Here is a 17,579-nt window from a genome sequence, read left to right as displayed (position 1 = left end):
CATCTTGATGGAAATGATTGAGCCAACCATGCTGTTGGTTTTGGCGCTGGTCGCTTTTGTTGCTGGATTTATTGATGCGGTTGCCGGAGGCGGCGGCATGCTAACAGTGCCTGCTCTACTCTCTTTAGGGCTTCCTCCGCATATCGCCTTGGGTACGAACAAACTAGCTGCCACCTTTGCCTCTTCTACGGCTGCATTTACTTATTACAAAAAGCGCTTGTTCAAACCAAAGTGTTGGGGACGTGCGTTTATCGCCACTTTGATTGGTGCAACTCTCGGGACACTGTTCGTTGATTGGATCCCAACCCAATGGCTAGAAAAGTTGTTGCCGCTGGTCATCTTAGCCGCCGCTGTTTACACCATTTGGCATAAAACGCCGAAAAACAGCAGTAATGAAATGCCTCAACCTTGCCCGACGTTTAACAAAAAACAATATGGCCAAGGCTTCGTACTTGGTTTTTATGATGGTGTCGCCGGCCCTGGCACTGGTGCATTTTGGACTGTCAGCTCAATGGCACTTTATCGCCTCAATATTTTGCTCGCCTCCGGGTTAGCCAAAGCAATGAACTTCACCAGTAATTTCACTTCTTTGGTCACCTTTGCCATCTTAGGCCACATCGATTGGGTTCTTGGGTTAACCATGGGGTTGTGCTTAATGGCCGGCGCATTTGTGGGGGCCCATTCTGCTATCCGCTTTGGCGCTAAGTTCATTCGCCCTGTTTTTGTTACCGTAGTCAGTGTGCTTGCGGTCAAACTTGCCTACGATGCGTGGTTTGTAAACTTATGAGTCAACTAAAACAGCTCAGCACAACATTGGAACAGCTTGCTCAACAGGCTGCGCAATTAGATAGACAAAGAGGCGAACATCACCTCCCTCTATTCGATGCGGTGTTATTCCATTGCAAAGCTCGATTAGTCGTCCCTTGTGTTAAGGAAACACAAGCGACATTAGACACAATTATTCGTGAGCAAGATAGCGGCAAGCTCACCCCAATTCGAGCGGAATATCTAACTGAACGGTTACTTGCGCAGATTTCGGCGATTCAGAGAGAGCTCGCGACACAAACCATTCGTAAAAGCGAACCAAAACACAAAAGTTACTACCAAAAACCGATCAATGTTCTCTATCAGGAACTGACTCAGCATCAAGAGTGGGAACGACGTTTAATGGAAATGGTACGCGACAAACAAATGGCCTTGCAATACGCCTCCCCTTTTCAGCAGCAGCAAGCTCAACAGGCGTTGTTGACTACCGAACAACGCTTGAAACGCTGCCAGGAAGCGAAAATCAAATTAGAAAAACAAATCACTTATAGAGAGAGAAATCAGTAATTATGTCTTCAGTGACTCCTAGCCTTGATAGTGCGCCTGACGAAGTAAAACTGGCAGTAGACCTTATCTATCTACTAGAAAGTAACCAAATTGACCCCAAAACTGCACTTGAAGCGATAAAGATCGTCCAATCTGATCTCGAAACCAAACTAACTAAAGAGGCGTAGATGTATCAACTCAGCTTCGACCTTTCTCAGTTTCTTGCTGACTATTGGCACAAAAAACCGACCATAATCAAAAATGGATTCGCCAACTTTATCGACCCAATCTCAGCAGAAGAACTGGCAGGTTTGTCGATGGAAGAGTGCGTTGATTCTCGCTACATCAGCAATGCAAATAACGTGTGGCAAGCAACACATGGTCCCCTAGACGAAAACCATTTTGCCACCTTACCAGACACTCATTGGCAGCTGATTGTTCAAGCCTGTAACCATTGGCATATGCCCAGCGCCGCACTGATTGAGCCATTTCAGCAACTCCCTCAATGGCTATTCGATGACCTAATGGTGTGTTACTCAGCCCCCGGTGGTGGTGTTGGTCCACACATCGATCAATATGATGTGTTCATTATTCAAGGTCACGGCAAAAGGCGCTGGCGCGTGGGCGATATGGATAAAGGTCAGTATCAAGAAAAGATTCAAGCTGGTGCCCTGCGTCAAATTGAGTCCTTTGACGCCATCATAGACCAAGAACTGGAACCGGGAGATATCCTCTATATTCCACCTGGCTTCCCTCATGAAGGCACAACTCTTGAGCCAAGTTTGAGCTACTCAATCGGTTTCCGCTCTCCAAAAGAACAAGAATTACTGAGTAATTTTGCTGACTACATCCTAGCCAATGATATTGGTGACGTGCATCTACACAATCCACAGCAAGCTGCTCAACCTAGCTATGGCATGCTGACAGCTGAAGACAAGCAGCATCTAACAACAATGCTGACTCAAGCTCTCCAATCTGATTCTAAACTTGATGACTTTCTTGGCACCATGCTGAGTCAATCACGCCATCAGCTAGACATTGTCGAGCCTGATTCACCTTACTCTCAAGCAGAAGTTGAGCACATACTCTCTCAAGGAGTCGAACTGCATAAAGTCTCTGGCTTGAGAGCAATTTATCATCAAGACTCACCGTGCACTATTTACATCAACGGTGAATCATTCACACTAGACACTTGCGACCAAGAACTTGCAATGCAACTTTCTGATCGCCAACTATTATCCCTTCAACAGCTAAGCCAATTGCCTAAAATAACCAGTATTAAAACTCTGCAAGAGTTACTCAATAAAGGCTATTGGTTTATACAGGAAGAGTGCCAAGAGGAAGAATAATGAAAGTAGTTAGCTTTAATATCAACGGCTTACGCGCAAGACTACACCAGTTACAAGCTTTGATAGATAAACATCAGCCAGACGTGATCGGTCTACAAGAAATCAAAGTCCATGACGAAGCCTTTCCTATCGAAGATGTGGAAGCAATGGGCTATAAAGTTTACTTTCATGGTCAAAAAGCACATTACGGTGTGGCTATGCTGTGTAAACAAGAGCCTATCTCTGTACAAAAAGGCTTTCCTACCGATAGTGAAGAACATCAAAAGCGCATGATCATGGCGACTTTTGAAGATCAACACGGTGACAAAGTGACAGTACTCAATGGCTATTTCCCTCAGGGGGATAATGTAAACCATGAGACTAAATATCCTTATAAACGTCAGTTCTATAAAGATCTCATGAACTACCTCAACGAATATCATAATAACGATGAGAAGCTCATCGTTATGGGTGATATTAATATTAGTCCAATCGATTCAGACATCGGCATTGGTGAAGCAAATAAAAAGCGTTGGCTAAAAACCGGTAAATGTTCTTTCCAACCAGAAGAACGTGAATGGTTAAAAACATTAATGGATTGGGGATTTGTTGACACCTTCCGTCAATTGCAACCAGAAGTAGAAGATAAGTTCTCTTGGTTTGATTACCGTTCTCGTGGCTTCGATGATAATCGTGGCCTGCGCATTGATGTTATTTTAGCCACCCCTGCATTAGCAACTAGCTGCGTTGAATCGGATATTGATTACCCGCTTCGTGGTATAGAAAAACCGTCTGATCATGCGCCGATTTGGTCTACATTCAAATAACACTTCAAAAGTAATGGGTTTCTTAAAAATAAGAAGCCCATTTTAACTATCTGAATATCATGAAATAAAACTTACCGCATGATATTTAAACGCAAAAACATAAATTCCCCTCTATCGCCTATTTACTAATCACGATGTTAGGATTGCGTTAATTTTATAAATGCACCCTAATACCTATGACTAAACCACTGTTAAATTGGCCTGAACTGTCTCCTTTTCGCCGCGAAGTTATCTTGGTTCTACTTGGTATCGGGCTATTTTTAAACTTATTAATTCTGGCAATACCTATATATAGCTTGCAGGTTTTTGATCGCGTTCTCACTAGTAGAAGTTTAGATACCCTGCTATTAATCAGCCTTATCGTTCTCTTTCTTCTAACCATTCAAGCCACACTTGAAATATTAAAGAACAAATATCTACAGCATAACGCAATAAAATTGGATGCCTTAGCGAGTTCAACACTCTTTAAAATGTCCACAACCCGTCATGAGGGTAAAAAAACACATTTAAGTGACATTAAAGAATTGAAAACGTTTTTCCAGTCACCTGCTTTCTCTGTGATGTTCGATATTATCTGGATCCCGCTGTTCTTAATCGTGATGTTTATTCTCCATCCTCTAGTAGGTAGCGTCGGACTGATCGCGGTATTGGCAGTAAGCGGTTTCTCTGTGTTTTCTCACTACAGCAAAAAACAACAACTTGGCGACTCGCAAACCGCTACCTTTGCATCGCTTCAAGCACAAAACGAAGCGTTATCTCAACAAAACAACATTCAAGCACAGCATTTGTCCGAAGGACTAACCGCTCAATATCAACACCTGACCGCAGAGCGAATTTGGCACGAAAGCCAGCTTAGCCAACGAGCAAATTTGCTTAGCTCAAGCGCCAAATATCTACGCTTTGTATTACAGATGGTTATCATGGCAACGGGCGCAATCTTGGTCATCAATAGTAGTATGTCGGCCGGTGGGATTATTGCCGGTTCTATTTTGATGTCACGAGCACTACAACCCCTAGAGCAGTTAGCGAGCGCCCTGCCCGCATGGCAAAGCTCTTTACAAGCGAATCAACGTGTAACGGCTTTTTTCAGCGATAAGTCACATCAAGAACCGTCGACTCAGTTCAGTGACATACAAGGTCGACTACACATTGATGGCGTGTCATGGCTCGCTGACCCACGCCAAAAGCCCTACTTAAACAACATCCGGCTTCGGCTAGAGCCGGGAAATCGAGTCTTAGTGACTGGCCCAAGCGGCAGTGGTAAAAGTCTACTGTGCCAAATTTTGGTCGGGCTCATTCCACCCAACAGTGGCCGAGTCAATATTGATGGTGCATCGTTACCACAATGGTCATCTCAACAACTGCAACATGTCATTGGCTATGTACCGCAGCACATTCAATTTGTCACCGGCAGCATAAAGCAAAACATCGCGCACTTTTGCTCTGAAATGAATGATCAACAAGTGATCGCTAGTGCGAAAAAAATCGCTATTCATCATGAAATTTTAAAGCTTCCTAAAGGCTATGACACCCTCATAGGCGATAAAGGGCAGCCCATTCCCGTCGGGCTAATGCAAGGTATCGCTATCGCTCGAGCGCTCTATTTCAAGCCAAAGCTAATCGTTTTGGATGAGGCTAACGCCCACCTAGACAGCCATAGGCTAGCCGCCTTTCATTGCTTACTTGACGAGTTAGCAACTCAGCAATGCGGTGTTGTATTAGTGAGTCATGATCAAACACTCTCAAAACATACCGATTGGTTAGTCGAGCTCAACAATGGCGAGATAACTTCTGCGCGACCTGCCACCAAACCAAAAGTCGCAAACGCAAACAAAATGCCACCACTGAAAGAGGCCATCGCCAATGGATAATCACTACCACACCATTAGTGCGAAGGGCATTGAGTACAACGATCAGCGCCATGTAGCATTTGATGCAGTGCGCTACACAAAGCAAGCCTGTATCGCACTGATTGTCATGTTCGTTTTCTTCTTGCTTTGGGCAAGTTTCGCCAAGTTAAGTAGCGCAGCAATCGCTCCAGGGATCATCGTCGTTGAATCAAAACGAAAGCCAGTTCAGCACTTTGAAGGAGGCATCGTAAAACAAATTCATGTCTCTGATGGACAGCGGGTTTCGCAAGGTGAACTGCTCATTACACTCGATGCATCCCGAGCGGAGGCGTCGCTATTTGGTCTTAGGGCGCAATGGCAAAGCGATCTTGCAAGGCTTAATCGCCTGCAAGCAGAACTTAACAACCTCAAACAAATCGATTTTGACCCAAGACTTCTTGCGCGTAAAAACGACGCTCATATCAGCTCGGTTTTGAACACCCAAACCCAATTGTTCGAAAAGCGCCGCTCACTGCGTAGTGGTGAAGATAAAGTTCTAGCCGAAAAAGTCGCACAAGCAACCCTAGATTTACAAGGATTACAACAACGGTATCAGGCAGATCAGCAAAGCCTTATTTACCTAAGCGAGCAACTGACCATGCATGAAAAGTTGCTAGAAACAGGTAACACATCCAAATCTAAGTTGCTCGATCTCAAGCGTGAGTACACCGACCTCAATGGTAGTCTGGCGGAACTGAAAGCTAAGATCAGCCGTGCTCAGCGAGCAGTATCAGAAGCAAAATTACTCGACACTAATGCAGACTATACGTACGCAAAACAGCTGGGCGAAGAGATTCAGCAGTTAGAAAAATCCATCAATGAAACCCACGAAGCAATGGCAAATGCTGAACAGATACTGAAACGTGTCGAGATTAGAGCACCTCAAGCAGGCATCGTGGTTGGGTTAACCGTGTTTGCTTCTCAGTCTGTGGTGCGCGCTGGCGACATCATCATGGAAATAGTGCCACAAGAGGATTTACTGGTGGTTGAAGCGCTCCTCAAACCAGAAGACATCGACGTCGTCTACCAAGGTTTAGCAACCGAAGTTCGTCTCTCGGCTTATAACTTCCGACGAACCCCACGAGTGCGTGGCGTATTAACGCATATTTCTGCTGACCGTATCACAGATCCTGAAACGGGTTCTTCAGCCTACCTCGCGACCATTGAGTTAAATCAGCAAGATCTCAGCCAACTCAACGACGTCCAGTTATATCCCGGTATGCCTGCAGAAGTCATGATCTTATTAAATCAACAAACCCCGCTGGACTATTTACTTAGCCCGCTATCGGTCAGTGCTTATAAAGCGATGCGAGAAATGTAATTTAGGGCAATACCATTGATACCCTGCCCTTTGCTGTAACCAAAGGGTATCGCACTTACATAATAAAGAGAAAAGCCAAACTTATCGCGAGGTAAGGACGGAAAGCTGCAGGTCTCAGAATGTTTGAGATGGCTGAGCCGCCTCAGATTAATCATTAAATTGATTGAGGAACTTTTCATGACGTTAAATAAGAATGAGTCTAACACCCACGCTAGCCGTGTTGACATGGTCGATATAGCCGAAGATGTCACACCGCACGTAGACGACACCGATATGACCGTTGGAGGTACAGACGGTCACGATACGATTCCAACTCAAGCTGGCGACGATAGAGTTGCGAGTGGCGGCGGTGACGATTTGGTCATTACTGGTGCCGGTGATGACATCGTTATTGCAGGTAAAGGTAATGATAGTGTCATTGGGGAAAGTGGTAACGATGTGCTGATTGGCGACCAATTTTCTGGTTACCACTACAACGATACGAGTGGCGAATACGAGCTCGATTTCTCCAATGCGGTCACAGCAGACTTAACGAAAGCCAAAGTTTACAGCCCAGATGGCAGTGAAGCTCAGCTATTTGAGAAGAACGGTACATTTGGTGTGCTCGGTAATGACGAAAGTGGTCGTGGTGGTCAAATTGGTTACAGCTTCGAAGATGAAGGCGAGCAAGGTGACCGTAATGGTGCGTCTGAAGTACTTTCCATTGCTGTTGACGAACACAGTTACGGTGCAAAAGTAGAACTGAGCCGTCTGTTCAAAGACGAAGGTAAATCAGATGGTTCTAAAGTTCGTGATATCGATGAGGTTGCTGTCTGGACAGTGCTTCGTGAAGGCGTTGTCGTAGCTCAAGGCTACGTTACCGCTGGTGAATGGGATCAAGCGACACTAGAAGCCTATAGTTTAGACCCAAACACAGATAACCTCAAAGTACTCGATAATGGCAACGGCAAGCATAGCGGCGAGTTCCAAATTACGCCTGAAGATGTTGGCTTTGTCACCTTTGATGAAATCCAGTTTTCAGCAGCTGTCGGTCACTACGACAAAAATGGATATGGCTACCTAGACTCCAGTGATTTTATGGTAGGAGAAGTTCAAACGGTACAGCTAGAAGCGGAAAGCCACGATAATTCTGACTTCCTACACGGTGGTCAGGATGATGACGTACTTATTGGGGGGCATGGAAATGATGTTCTCGTTGGCGATGATGTCTACGATTTTTACCATGCACCAAGTATTGATCTTACTGATGCTCGCGCCGTTGACCCTAGTGGGAGCGCGGGCAACGTTACCGAACAAAATGGCAAAATTGGCGTAGAAGGTAATGGAGAATCGGGTAACCCTGACCAATTGGGCTACAGCTACGATCCAAGTACACGCGAAGGTGAATCGGAGCAACTGGTTTACAACCTCTCTGAAGACGCAGCAGCAGCGCAAGTTCGAGTCGACCGTTTATTTGCCGATGAAGCGAGCAACGGAACCAATGAAATGGGCGTATGGACAGTGCTGAATGATGGCATCGTCGTCGCAAGCGGCTATTTCACCGCCGCGGAAATTGATGGCCAATCGTTGGATACTTACGATGCAGAACTGATCAACAACATCAAAGTGCTTGATGGCGGCGACAACAAATCAGGTACGTTCGAGATTACGCAGCAAGACACCAATGGCCAACCTTTTGATCAAATTATATTAAGTGCAGCTGAAGGCGTATTCGATAAAGAAGGTAATAAGCTAGACTCAAGTGACTACTTCGTTGAAGAAATCAAAGTCATCAATCAAAGTGATCTTGATGGTAAGGTCGAAGGCAACGATTGGCTGGATGGCGGCGCTGGCGATGATTGGCTAGATGGTGGCCTTGGCCAAGACGTTCTATTTGGAGGCTCTGGTAACGATATTATCTTTGGCGACCACCAAGATGCAACGATGACAGCCCCCTCTGAAGAAAACTTAAGTCAAGCTATCGCAGTAAACCCAGACGGTTCTATCGATAAAGCGGCCAATCAAGATGGTGTTTATGGCGTAGATGGCAACCCTGAAAGTGGTGTTCCCCAACAAATCGGCTTTAGCTTTCTCGACAGCGGGGGGACTGGCGATAAAGAAGGCGAATCTGAGGTACTTTGTATTAATGTAAACTCAGATACCGTGGCAGCAGAAGTCGCGGTTGATCGCTTATTTGCAGACGAAGCCTTTGACGGCACTAATGAAGTTGGTGTTTGGACCGTTTATGACGACGGTGTCGAAGTGGCAACTGGTTACTTCACCGTAGGTGAAGCTGATCCTGCAACCCTTGCCACCTATGGTATCGACCCGCAAGCGGACAACATCAAAGTCCTACATGAGAGCGATGGCAAATGTTGTGGTAGCTTCATCATAGATCCAACCGACACAAACAATGCCAGCTTTGATGAGATTCAACTTTCTGCCGCTAAAGGAACATTCGATAAATCTGGCTTTGGCGTAGATATTGATGCCAGTGACTACTTCGTTAATGAAGTAAAAACCTATCAAAAAGATGATTTATTGATTGGTGGTGAAGGTGATGATTTCCTCATCGGCGGACAAGGGCTAGACGTGGTTGATGCAGGCAAAGGCGATGACGTTATCTTCGACAATGGCAACGACTTCGTTAATGGTGGAGAAGGTTTTGACGTAGTCACCGCAGAGACTTCGGTTCACAGTGTCGACTTTGCCATCACCGATACCTCAAGACTACAAGGTGTAGAGGCCGTTATTGGCTCTAGCCAGTCTGACTCGCTCACGCTTGACCTTGATATCGTCGCGAACTCTGGACAAGCTTTCTTTGCAGCGAGCATCGAAGACGTCAACATCATCAATTCAGATTACTATATCGAAAATGCTGAAATCGTTGATGTCAGCTCACTTGATAGCACGGTTCATAAGTTCTTAGACATTGATAGCTCTGTGTATCACTACACCTTTGCTAACGGCGATGAAACCGTCTCTATCTACAGTGATGTTGAGTGGGCAGATCTTGATGCTGAATTTGGCGTTTAGCGGTTAATTTCCAATATTCATATAAACAAAAACCGGTGCTTAGCACCGGTTTTTATTCGTTTAATCCAGTCTAGATTAAATGGCGATGAAATCAGACTCAGCCGCAGGATTAACATCTGCTTCGTAATCTACACCTTCAACACCAAAGCCAAATAGCTTCAAGAACTCTTCTTTGTACTCAACGTAGTCGGTAAGTTCTTTCAGGTTGTCAGATGTGATTTGTGGCCATAGGTCACGACAGTGTTGCTGAATGTCATCACGCAGTTCCCAATCATCTAGACGTAGACGATTTTGCTCATCCACTTCTGCTGCGCTGCCATCTTCTTTGTAAAGACGCTGGCTGAACATACGGAAGATCTGTTCCATACAACCTTCGTGTACGCCTTCTTCACGCATCTTCTTAAACACCATTGCGATATACAAAGGCATTACCGGAATTGCAGAGCTTGCTTGAGTCACGACTGACTTCAGTACTGCTACGTTTGCTGTACCGCCAGTTGCGCCAAGTTTCTCGTTTAGAGCAGTAGAAGCACGGTCTAGGTCCATCTTCGCTTTACCTAGCGCACCATCCCAGTAGATAGGCCAAGTTAGCTCAGTACCAATGTAACTGTAGGCAACTGTCTTACAACCTTCAGAAAGTACACCCGCATCAGACAGAGCGTTAATCCAAAGTTCCCAGTCTTCACCACCCATTACAGTAACGGTATCTTTGATTTCTTCTTCAGTTGCAGGCTCAACGCTTGCTTCAATGATCACGTCTTTGTTGGTATCAACTGCTGTCGATGTGTATGTCTCACCGATTGGTTTTAAAGATGAACGAACGAGTTCACCTGTTTCAGGCATTTTACGCACTGGAGAAGCCAATGAGTAAACCACCATATCTACCTGACCCAAGTCTTCTTTGATCAAGTCGATTGTTTTCTGTTTAGCTTCGTTTGAAAACGCATCGCCGTTTAGGCTTTTTGCGTACAGACCTTCTTCACGAGCTAGCTTTTCAAATGCTACTGAGTTGTAGAAACCCGCTGTGCCAGGTTTCTTTTCTGTGCCTTCTTTCTCGAAGAAAACACCAATCGTTGAAGCGCCGCCACCAAATGCCGCAGCGATACGAGAAGATAAACCGTAGCCACTAGATGCACCAATAACAAGTACACGCTTAGGTGCGTTTGCGATAGGGCCTTGTGCTTTAGTGTAAGCAATTTGTTCTTTTACGTTTGCTTCACAACCCACTGGGTGCGTTGTAGTACAGATAAATCCACGAATTCTAGGTTTGATGATCATATTCAACTTCCTTAACAAAACCCCGCTAGGATAAAAGTTTCCCCGCCAAATCGCATCTTATTTCTGTAAAAACCACCAATAATTCGAAGTGGTTGGAGCTGTTTAGGCCATTTTCGAATAGAAAAAAGGCATCCTTGCGGATGCCTGAATGCCAGTTTCTCAATAGAAAGCTCTATTTTGTTTTGTTAAGTAAAAACTAAGCGACGCTATTGAGTGGTGGCTTTTGCTCACTTGCTTTGTTATTCGCTGACTTAAGCTCTGAATGAGTACGAACCTCACTCATATCATGGCTAAAGTGGTCAACTTGGATCGCTTTATAGCGAAGCTTGTCTGCAGCTAATACTTGTTCCATCTCTTGCGTTGTGATGACTTCGTTATCTAGCGCCTGCTGCAAACGCTCGGTTAATGGGCCTTTGCGAGCAACCTTGCCCTCCTTGGCCGCTTTAAACATTTTACGCTCTACCGGCTTCACACCGTACATTGCGATGAATGCTTGCTCCATCAAACCGACGCTATCATCCTCATCACTGCCGATGTAGCACAAATTAGTCAAACGGTCTCGTGCAGCGCCCGGCGTCATTAAACTTTCTGCCAGCCTTACCGTAAGGTCATCACTTGGCTTGGAGAAATGGTTACCCAGTGGAAAGTTAATTGCGCTAAGAATGCGACCGACACTCTTCTGCGGATAATTCTTATACGCCTGCTTCAAGGACTTGGCACATTGATACAAACAATGCTGAACTGCGTAATGTACATAATCAAGATCTTGCTGTTGACGGCCATCATCTTCGTATTTCTTCAACGCCGCTGATGCCATATATAGGTAAGCCAATACATCACCTAAGCGAGCAGAGATCATTTCTTTACGCTTTAGATCACCACCAAGTGTCAGCATGGCTACATCAGCGCTTACTGCTAATGCTTTACTCAAACGCGTCATTTGTTGGTAATAGGTTTTGGTTGGACCACTCATCGAGGCAGAAATAAACTTAGACCCTGTCAACGCAGCCGTTAGCGAGCCAAAGGTGTTACCTGTCGCATGGCCAATGTGTTTAAACAAAAGCTCATCAAACTGCTTAGCCGCTTGTTGTTCATCTGGGTTTGCCGCCGCTTCCATCTCTTTCAAGACATATGGATGACAACGAGTCGCGCCTTGCCCAAATATCATCAAGTTTCGAGTTAAGATATTTGCCCCTTCAACGGTGATCGCAACCGGGATACCCAAATAATGCGTAGCAAGATAGTTCATTGGGCCATCTTGAATCGCTCGGCCTGAATGAATATCCATAGAATCGTTGAGAATGGTTCGAGCCATTTCTGTCATATGGTACTTAGCAATCGCAGTGACAATGCCCGGCTTCTCTTTAAGATCGAGCGACGTCGTTGTGAGGGTACGAGTTGCTTCTAGTAGATAAGTTAAGCCACCAATTCGCCCTAGTGCTTCTGCGACACCTTCAAACTTACCAATCGACATACCAAACTGCTTACGCACATAGGCGTATGCACCAGTAGTACGAGCAGTGAGATGGCCGATCGCTGTGCCAAGCGCAGGCAAGGAAATACCGCGACCTGCAGATAAACATTCCACCAGCATGCGCCAACCTTTACCCGCATACTCTTGGCCACCAATCAACCAATCCATCGGAATGAACACATCGTTACCACGGGTTGGACCATTCATAAATGCAAGGCCAAGTGGGTCATGCCTTTCACCAATCTCTACTCCTTGATGATCGGCGGGGATCAGTGCGCAAGTTATACCAAGCTCTTTTTCACCCCCCAATAAGCCTTGAGGGTCGTTGAGTTTAAACGCTAAGCCAAGTACCGTTGCGACCGGAGCAAGTGTGATATAACGTTTGTTCCAACTTAAACGAATACCTAATACCTGCTCACCATTGTAATCGCCATAACAAACTTCACCTTGATCCGGTATGCCACCCGCATCCGATCCAGCTTCAGGGCCTGTTAACGCGAAACAAGGGATATCTGTACCGTCCGCTAAACGTGGTAGCCAATACTCTTTCTGCTCTTGCGTCCCATAATGACTCAACAGCTCACCCGGCCCCAATGAGTTTGGCACCATCACGGTTACCGCAGCACTAATGCTACGAGTCGCAATACGCGTCACAATGGTCGAATTAGCTAACGCAGAGAACTCTCGACCACCAAACTTTTTAGAAATAATCAGCGAGAAGAAACGCTCTTTGCGCAAGTACTCCCATACCTCCGGCGGTAAATCGCGATCGTGTTTAACAATTTGGTGATCATTGAGCATCTCAAGCAGAGTTTCTAACTCGTTATCCATAAAGGATTGCTCTTCAGCGCTTAATGTTGGTTTCGGATATTGGTGTAGGGTTTGAAAATTAGGCTTTCCAGAGAAAAGTTCCCCGTCCCACCAAACACTACCCGCTTCCATCGCTTCTTTTTCAGTTGCAGAAAGCGGTGGCAATACCTGTTTAAACAGTTTAAACGCCGGATCACTTATCCATTTTTGTCTTAGAGAGCTCATAACCATTTCCTTTTGTTCACGTTCGCCATCTTTGTTGTGGCTTTGTTTTATCTTGCGATGAGTTTTATTCTGCACTGACACCCGCCGCTAAATAGGGAATCAACCTATCTAACAAAGCTTGGGCATCGACACTTTGTTGGTAATCATTACTGGCAATTTCTGCCAGTGCTTGGCTTGAAGCCATAGTGAATACACAAGTACCGAGAGTGAAATGGAGCCGCCAAAATAGCGCCTCACGAGATAAATTGGGATTAGCTTTCATAACCGACAGAGTAAACAGCTCTAAAGTATCGCTATAACGAGTGGTGATAAACCAACGCAAATGGCCTTGAACGTCGGTATAACCGCGTCCGATTAAAGACATAAATTGATTAGCGCCGTTTGGACGTAGGTTATCTAGAGACATCAAAGGGGCGCGTAAAGCCTCAAACACCTGATTCATTGTGTAATTTTGACTGAGGTTCAGCGTGATAAGACCATCAGAAACCGCAGGCATAAATGCCTCTAAGTATCGATTCAACACCGCTCTGACTAACGTTTTCTTATCACCAAAATGGTAGTTGACCGCCGCTAGATTAACGCCAGCTTTGCTGGTTATTGTTCTCAAAGACGTGTCATTAAAGCCATGCTCTGCAAACAAAGCTTCTGCGACGTCTAGAATTCTCTCTTTAGTAGCGTTGCGGGTTGCCATTTCAATCACTCGTATTAAACACCTGTTTGAAATATACACCCCACCAACAAACTTAACAATCAGTTAACATCACATTTTCTACAACTGGTCTGACCTTCTTTGATTTACTCGAGGCTAAGGTATTGAAAGGAAAATAAATTAAAAAAAATTAATTTTTTATTGAACTGTTTTGGATTTGCCCAGTCTGAATAAGTGTAGATAGCAGAGCATTCAATGTTTCGCTGGCCGCCAAACAAGTTTATTACTGAATCTACTTCCTACTTATTTATGTACGCTGCTTTTTCAAATTAACTCCTAATCTTGTATACGCCCAGAACCTTTTTGTTCTGGGCTTTTTTTTACTCTATTCCAAGTAAAGCCGGGAGCAAAGTGAGCATCAAAAAGCCCGTCAATATCGAAAACAAAAACGGTCAATACAGCGAAGAAACTGTACTGACCGTGACGGATGTGGACGAATAAAAAGATGGGATAACTATTTTTGAGTAGAGAATATCCAGCGGGAACTTAGGAAATAGTTGCTCAACATCCCAACTAATATACCGATGACTAAAGCACTATAGACTACGACTTTAGAAGGACCGAGAAACCAAACGACTAACTGAAAAGCCACTAAGTTAGGTACGGCAGAAAAACTTGCCCCACACATAAACTTCACCCATTGCCCCAAAGGTTTGCATTTATCTGACTGACAAAAGGTAAAATAACGGTTGCCTAACCAGGTTACCGTAGCGGCGCAAATAAAAGCTATGATACGCGCAGGCATAATAGGCAAACCCAGCAAGTAAAACATCAGCGAGAAAACCAAGGCGTCAGCAACAAAGCCAACACCTCCGACTAACGCGAATTTAATTATCCGCGGGGTCATTGACCACACCGGTAAAGATTACGCTTACTTCCGCCCGTGTATTCCACTACACAGTCCAGTTGATTCTCAGCAATCACATCCTGCACCATTTCAGGTTCGCCGATCAGTTGGAAGTGATCCAAATTAGCCAGTAACACGTTGTCATCTAAGCGTTTAGCCTTTCCAGAGCTATAAAACTGCCCTGAAAACGGACGATGACCAACGTAGTAAGTCGCAAGCTCTGTGGAAGCTGTTTCAAAAATCACTTTATCGCTTTTCTTGTCACCCTTAACCAATTGGATAAACACCACTGCGATAATCAACAATACCGGAGCAATACTCGCCACACCTTTAAACCAAACTTGGTCACGCTTGACATCAGAAAGCAAAATGCTGATCAGAAGGCCTAGCGCTGGTATACCTGGCAAAATGTAGGCAGGGAGAATGTTTCCTGAAAAGGTAAACATAATCAGTGGTGAGACTAACCAACAAACCAAAAAGCTAACAATGCCATCGCGAGTTTGAATCGTTGTTCCAAGTGCCTTACGTTTACGCCACATCAAGACTGGCAATACAAAAGACCATGGCGCTGCTGCATAGAAGAAGAATAACCAGATGGTTCCACGTACTTCATCATGTGCTGAGCCATATAAGTCCCCTTCCCAGCCACTCACCAGAAAACGCTTAAAATGCTCACCCACAATAAAGTAATCTAAGAACCCTGGCGTCGCTTGCTCAGCGAGGATATACCAAGGTACCGCGATAGCGAGCATTCCCACTGTACCCGTGACAATAGGAAAACGTTGCCAAAGTACTTTAAATGCCGCCACAAAGCCGTGCTGCATAATCAACCATGGCATAACGGCAATACCCATGATGACAATTATCAACGGACCTTTAGCGAGCAAACCCAGCGCCAGACCAAAAAAGCCTACATAGCCCCACTTACGATCGCCCTGCCAACAAAAATAAAAACCAACCATCGCAATAGTCATCGCCAAAGTCAGTGCCATATCTGTCATCACCGCACCCGCAGCGATAGCAAAAATGCCGCAAGTCGCTAACACGACACTGGTAAGCAATCCGCTAAAACCAACTCGACGCGAGAAATACGCCATTAATGCAATGACCAAGACACCAGCCAACCAATGAGGCGCTCGCACGGCAAACTCGTTAACGCCGAAACTTTCAATACCTACCGCACTCATCCACGTAAATAGCGGTGGCTTACCCCAAAATGGCACGCCGTAATCAAACTGCGGCGTTAGCCAATTGCCAGTATCAACCATCAATCGGGCCATTTCACCATAGCGAGCTTCTGTGGTATCCATCAAAGGGTACGCCCCTAATGAGATAAGGCGAACCAACAGGGCCATACCTAAAATTACCCATAAATGGACTTTATTAAAACTCACGCGCTTTTCTCCACAGATTTAAATTTAGGCATTGCGGGTTGCTCGTTAACCGATTGAACAAGGTAAAGAGGTCTTTTTTTGGTTTCGATGAAAATGCGGCCAATGTACTCACCTAGCAAGCCAATACTCAGTAACTGAACGCCACCTAACGCCAGTTGCACCACCATTAAAGAGGGGTAGCCTGTCACGGGCTCACCAATGAGTAAGGTTTTCAGTACAACCACTAGGCCATAAAAGAAAGTGCCACCCGCAATGAGCGCACCAAGAACCGTCGCTAAGCGTAAGGGGCGAATAGAAAATGACGTAATGCCATCCATCGCCAACCCTAGCAACTTAAAGTAGTTCCACTTCGTTTCACCGCAGTAACGAGCATCGCGCTCAAATTGCACTGTCGTCTGTTTAAACCCCGGCCAAGCAAAAATACCTTTCATGTAGCGGTTACGCTCAGGCAAGCGATTAATGTGGTCTACTACTTCACGGCTTAATAGGCGGAAGTCACCAACATTTTCTGGAATGTCAGATTTCACTAAACTGTTTAGCAGACGGTAAAAAATGGCTGCAGAGCGTTTCTTAAACCAAGCCTCGCCATTGCGCTGCTTGCGCTGCATATTGACCACATCAAAACCTTCACGCCACTTATCTAGCATCTCAGGGATCAGCTCTGGTGGGTCTTGAAGATCCGCATCAATAAGCACAACCGCTAGGCCATTGCTGTACTCAAGTCCCGCGCTCATCGCAGATTCTTTACCAAAGTTTCGGCTTAACGAGATACTGCGAACTAGACTGGTGGTGGACTTGAAAGTTTCAACAACTTGTAAACTGTCGTCACTACTACCGTCATCGATGTAAATGATTTCACAATGGTCCTCGATACTATCAAGCACCTTGGTTAATCGAGCGTGTAACTCAGGCAACACATCCGATTCATTAAAATACGGAACGATGACAGACAAGGTGATGGCAGACTCAAAGTGTTTGGGAACAGGCTTAATAAACTTCATAGTCACTACTCTTGTTGCTAATCGGAACTAAGTCCTTTAAAAATCACGCTATAAAGGACGCTATGTGATTAACCTACAAGAAGGAGTGTGAAAACTCTGTTGTTCACATTTTTTCTACGCTGAGTTTGTTGCTATTATGCCGACGACTCT

The 17,579-nt window shown here is 45.2% G+C and carries 14 protein-coding genes and 1 riboswitch; of the genes, 8 read left to right on the top strand and 6 right to left on the bottom strand.

What is annotated here, in order from left to right; all coding sequences use genetic code 11:
* The first annotated feature begins 7 nt into the window (after positions 1 to 7).
* From OH461_RS02580 to OH461_RS02545, 8 genes are all read left to right on the top strand, one after another.
* Positions 8 to 787 (top strand): sulfite exporter TauE/SafE family protein, encoded by a 780-nt coding sequence (locus tag OH461_RS02580; protein WP_270019845.1) that lies wholly within the window; start codon positions 8 to 10, stop codon positions 785 to 787.
* Positions 784 to 1,332, top strand: a complete 549-nt coding sequence (locus OH461_RS02575; protein WP_270019070.1) for a primosomal replication protein — start codon at positions 784 to 786, stop codon at positions 1,330 to 1,332. Before OH461_RS02580 ends, OH461_RS02575 begins: the two co-directional genes overlap by 4 nt.
* Before the next feature lie 2 nt (positions 1,333 to 1,334).
* Positions 1,335 to 1,499, top strand: coding sequence for a pleiotropic regulatory protein RsmS (gene rsmS / locus OH461_RS02570; protein ID WP_270019069.1), 165 nt, complete (start codon positions 1,335 to 1,337; stop codon positions 1,497 to 1,499).
* On the top strand, positions 1,500 to 2,660 hold the full coding sequence (locus OH461_RS02565) for a ribosomal protein uL16 3-hydroxylase (RefSeq protein WP_270019068.1): 1,161 nt from the start codon (positions 1,500 to 1,502) through the stop codon (positions 2,658 to 2,660).
* Complete coding sequence (gene xthA, locus OH461_RS02560) at positions 2,660 to 3,466, top strand: exodeoxyribonuclease III (RefSeq protein ID WP_270019067.1); 807 nt, start codon at positions 2,660 to 2,662, stop codon at positions 3,464 to 3,466. The genes OH461_RS02565 and xthA overlap by 1 nt, the downstream gene beginning before the upstream one ends.
* Positions 3,467 to 3,642: 176 nt before the next feature.
* Positions 3,643 to 5,337: a type I secretion system permease/ATPase gene (locus tag OH461_RS02555; RefSeq protein WP_270019066.1), complete on the top strand. Its 1,695-nt coding sequence runs from the start codon at positions 3,643 to 3,645 to the stop codon at positions 5,335 to 5,337.
* Positions 5,330 to 6,676 (top strand): HlyD family type I secretion periplasmic adaptor subunit, encoded by a 1,347-nt coding sequence (locus tag OH461_RS02550; RefSeq protein ID WP_270019065.1) that lies wholly within the window; start codon positions 5,330 to 5,332, stop codon positions 6,674 to 6,676. Before OH461_RS02555 ends, OH461_RS02550 begins: the two co-directional genes overlap by 8 nt.
* A 64-nt stretch (positions 6,677 to 6,740) precedes the next feature.
* A riboswitch (cyclic di-GMP riboswitch) is annotated at positions 6,741 to 6,821 on the top strand.
* Positions 6,822 to 6,853: 32 nt separating this feature from the next.
* The gene (locus tag OH461_RS02545; RefSeq protein WP_270019064.1) at positions 6,854 to 9,691 is read left to right on the top strand and encodes a calcium-binding protein; all 2,838 of its coding nucleotides are present in this window, start codon (positions 6,854 to 6,856) and stop codon (positions 9,689 to 9,691) included.
* A gap of 75 nt (positions 9,692 to 9,766) precedes the next feature.
* Here OH461_RS02545 and fabV read toward each other — a convergent pair whose 3' ends face one another.
* The 6 genes from fabV to OH461_RS02515 form a co-directional block, all read right to left on the bottom strand.
* A complete protein-coding gene (fabV, locus tag OH461_RS02540; protein WP_270019063.1) occupies positions 9,767 to 10,969 on the bottom strand; it encodes an enoyl-ACP reductase FabV in 1,203 nt (400 codons plus the stop codon).
* A gap of 196 nt (positions 10,970 to 11,165) precedes the next feature.
* Positions 11,166 to 13,478: an acyl-CoA dehydrogenase gene (locus tag OH461_RS02535; protein WP_270019062.1), complete on the bottom strand. Its 2,313-nt coding sequence runs from the start codon at positions 13,476 to 13,478 to the stop codon at positions 11,166 to 11,168.
* Positions 13,479 to 13,542: 64 nt separating this feature from the next.
* Positions 13,543 to 14,178 (bottom strand): TetR/AcrR family transcriptional regulator, encoded by a 636-nt coding sequence (locus tag OH461_RS02530; protein WP_333482212.1) that lies wholly within the window; start codon positions 14,176 to 14,178, stop codon positions 13,543 to 13,545.
* A gap of 463 nt (positions 14,179 to 14,641) precedes the next feature.
* Positions 14,642 to 15,034 (bottom strand): GtrA family protein, encoded by a 393-nt coding sequence (locus tag OH461_RS02525; RefSeq protein ID WP_270019060.1) that lies wholly within the window; start codon positions 15,032 to 15,034, stop codon positions 14,642 to 14,644.
* On the bottom strand, positions 15,031 to 16,428 hold the full coding sequence (locus OH461_RS02520; RefSeq protein WP_270019059.1) for an ArnT family glycosyltransferase: 1,398 nt from the start codon (positions 16,426 to 16,428) through the stop codon (positions 15,031 to 15,033). Before OH461_RS02520 ends, OH461_RS02525 begins: the two co-directional genes overlap by 4 nt.
* Complete coding sequence (locus tag OH461_RS02515; RefSeq protein WP_270019058.1) at positions 16,425 to 17,429, bottom strand: glycosyltransferase family 2 protein; 1,005 nt, start codon at positions 17,427 to 17,429, stop codon at positions 16,425 to 16,427. The genes OH461_RS02520 and OH461_RS02515 overlap by 4 nt, the downstream gene beginning before the upstream one ends.
* Positions 17,430 to 17,579 lie beyond the last annotated feature (150 nt).

Source organism: Vibrio sp. LaRot3, assembly GCF_027587025.1.
In the GTDB taxonomy this organism is placed as follows: domain Bacteria; phylum Pseudomonadota; class Gammaproteobacteria; order Enterobacterales; family Vibrionaceae; genus Vibrio.
Note: the sequence above shows the minus strand (reverse complement) of the source record. Positions and strands in the feature narration are given on the sequence as shown.

Excerpts from the sequence above, each read along its gene's own strand:
- OH461_RS02580 (WP_270019845.1), top strand. The coding sequence starts at position 8 with ATGGAAATGATTGAGCCAACCATGCTGTTGGTTTTGGCGCTGGTCGCT.
- OH461_RS02575 (WP_270019070.1), top strand. The coding sequence starts at position 784 with ATGAGTCAACTAAAACAGCTCAGCACAACATTGGAACAGCTTGCTCAA.
- rsmS (WP_270019069.1), top strand. The coding sequence starts at position 1,335 with ATGTCTTCAGTGACTCCTAGCCTTGATAGTGCGCCTGACGAAGTAAAA.
- OH461_RS02565 (WP_270019068.1), top strand. The coding sequence starts at position 1,500 with ATGTATCAACTCAGCTTCGACCTTTCTCAGTTTCTTGCTGACTATTGG.
- xthA (WP_270019067.1), top strand. The coding sequence starts at position 2,660 with ATGAAAGTAGTTAGCTTTAATATCAACGGCTTACGCGCAAGACTACAC.
- OH461_RS02555 (WP_270019066.1), top strand. The coding sequence starts at position 3,643 with ATGACTAAACCACTGTTAAATTGGCCTGAACTGTCTCCTTTTCGCCGC.
- OH461_RS02550 (WP_270019065.1), top strand. The coding sequence starts at position 5,330 with ATGGATAATCACTACCACACCATTAGTGCGAAGGGCATTGAGTACAAC.
- OH461_RS02545 (WP_270019064.1), top strand. The coding sequence starts at position 6,854 with ATGACGTTAAATAAGAATGAGTCTAACACCCACGCTAGCCGTGTTGAC.
- fabV (WP_270019063.1), bottom strand. The coding sequence starts at position 10,969 with ATGATCATCAAACCTAGAATTCGTGGATTTATCTGTACTACAACGCAC.
- OH461_RS02535 (WP_270019062.1), bottom strand. The coding sequence starts at position 13,478 with ATGAGCTCTCTAAGACAAAAATGGATAAGTGATCCGGCGTTTAAACTG.
- OH461_RS02525 (WP_270019060.1), bottom strand. The coding sequence starts at position 15,034 with ATGACCCCGCGGATAATTAAATTCGCGTTAGTCGGAGGTGTTGGCTTT.
- OH461_RS02515 (WP_270019058.1), bottom strand. The coding sequence starts at position 17,429 with ATGAAGTTTATTAAGCCTGTTCCCAAACACTTTGAGTCTGCCATCACC.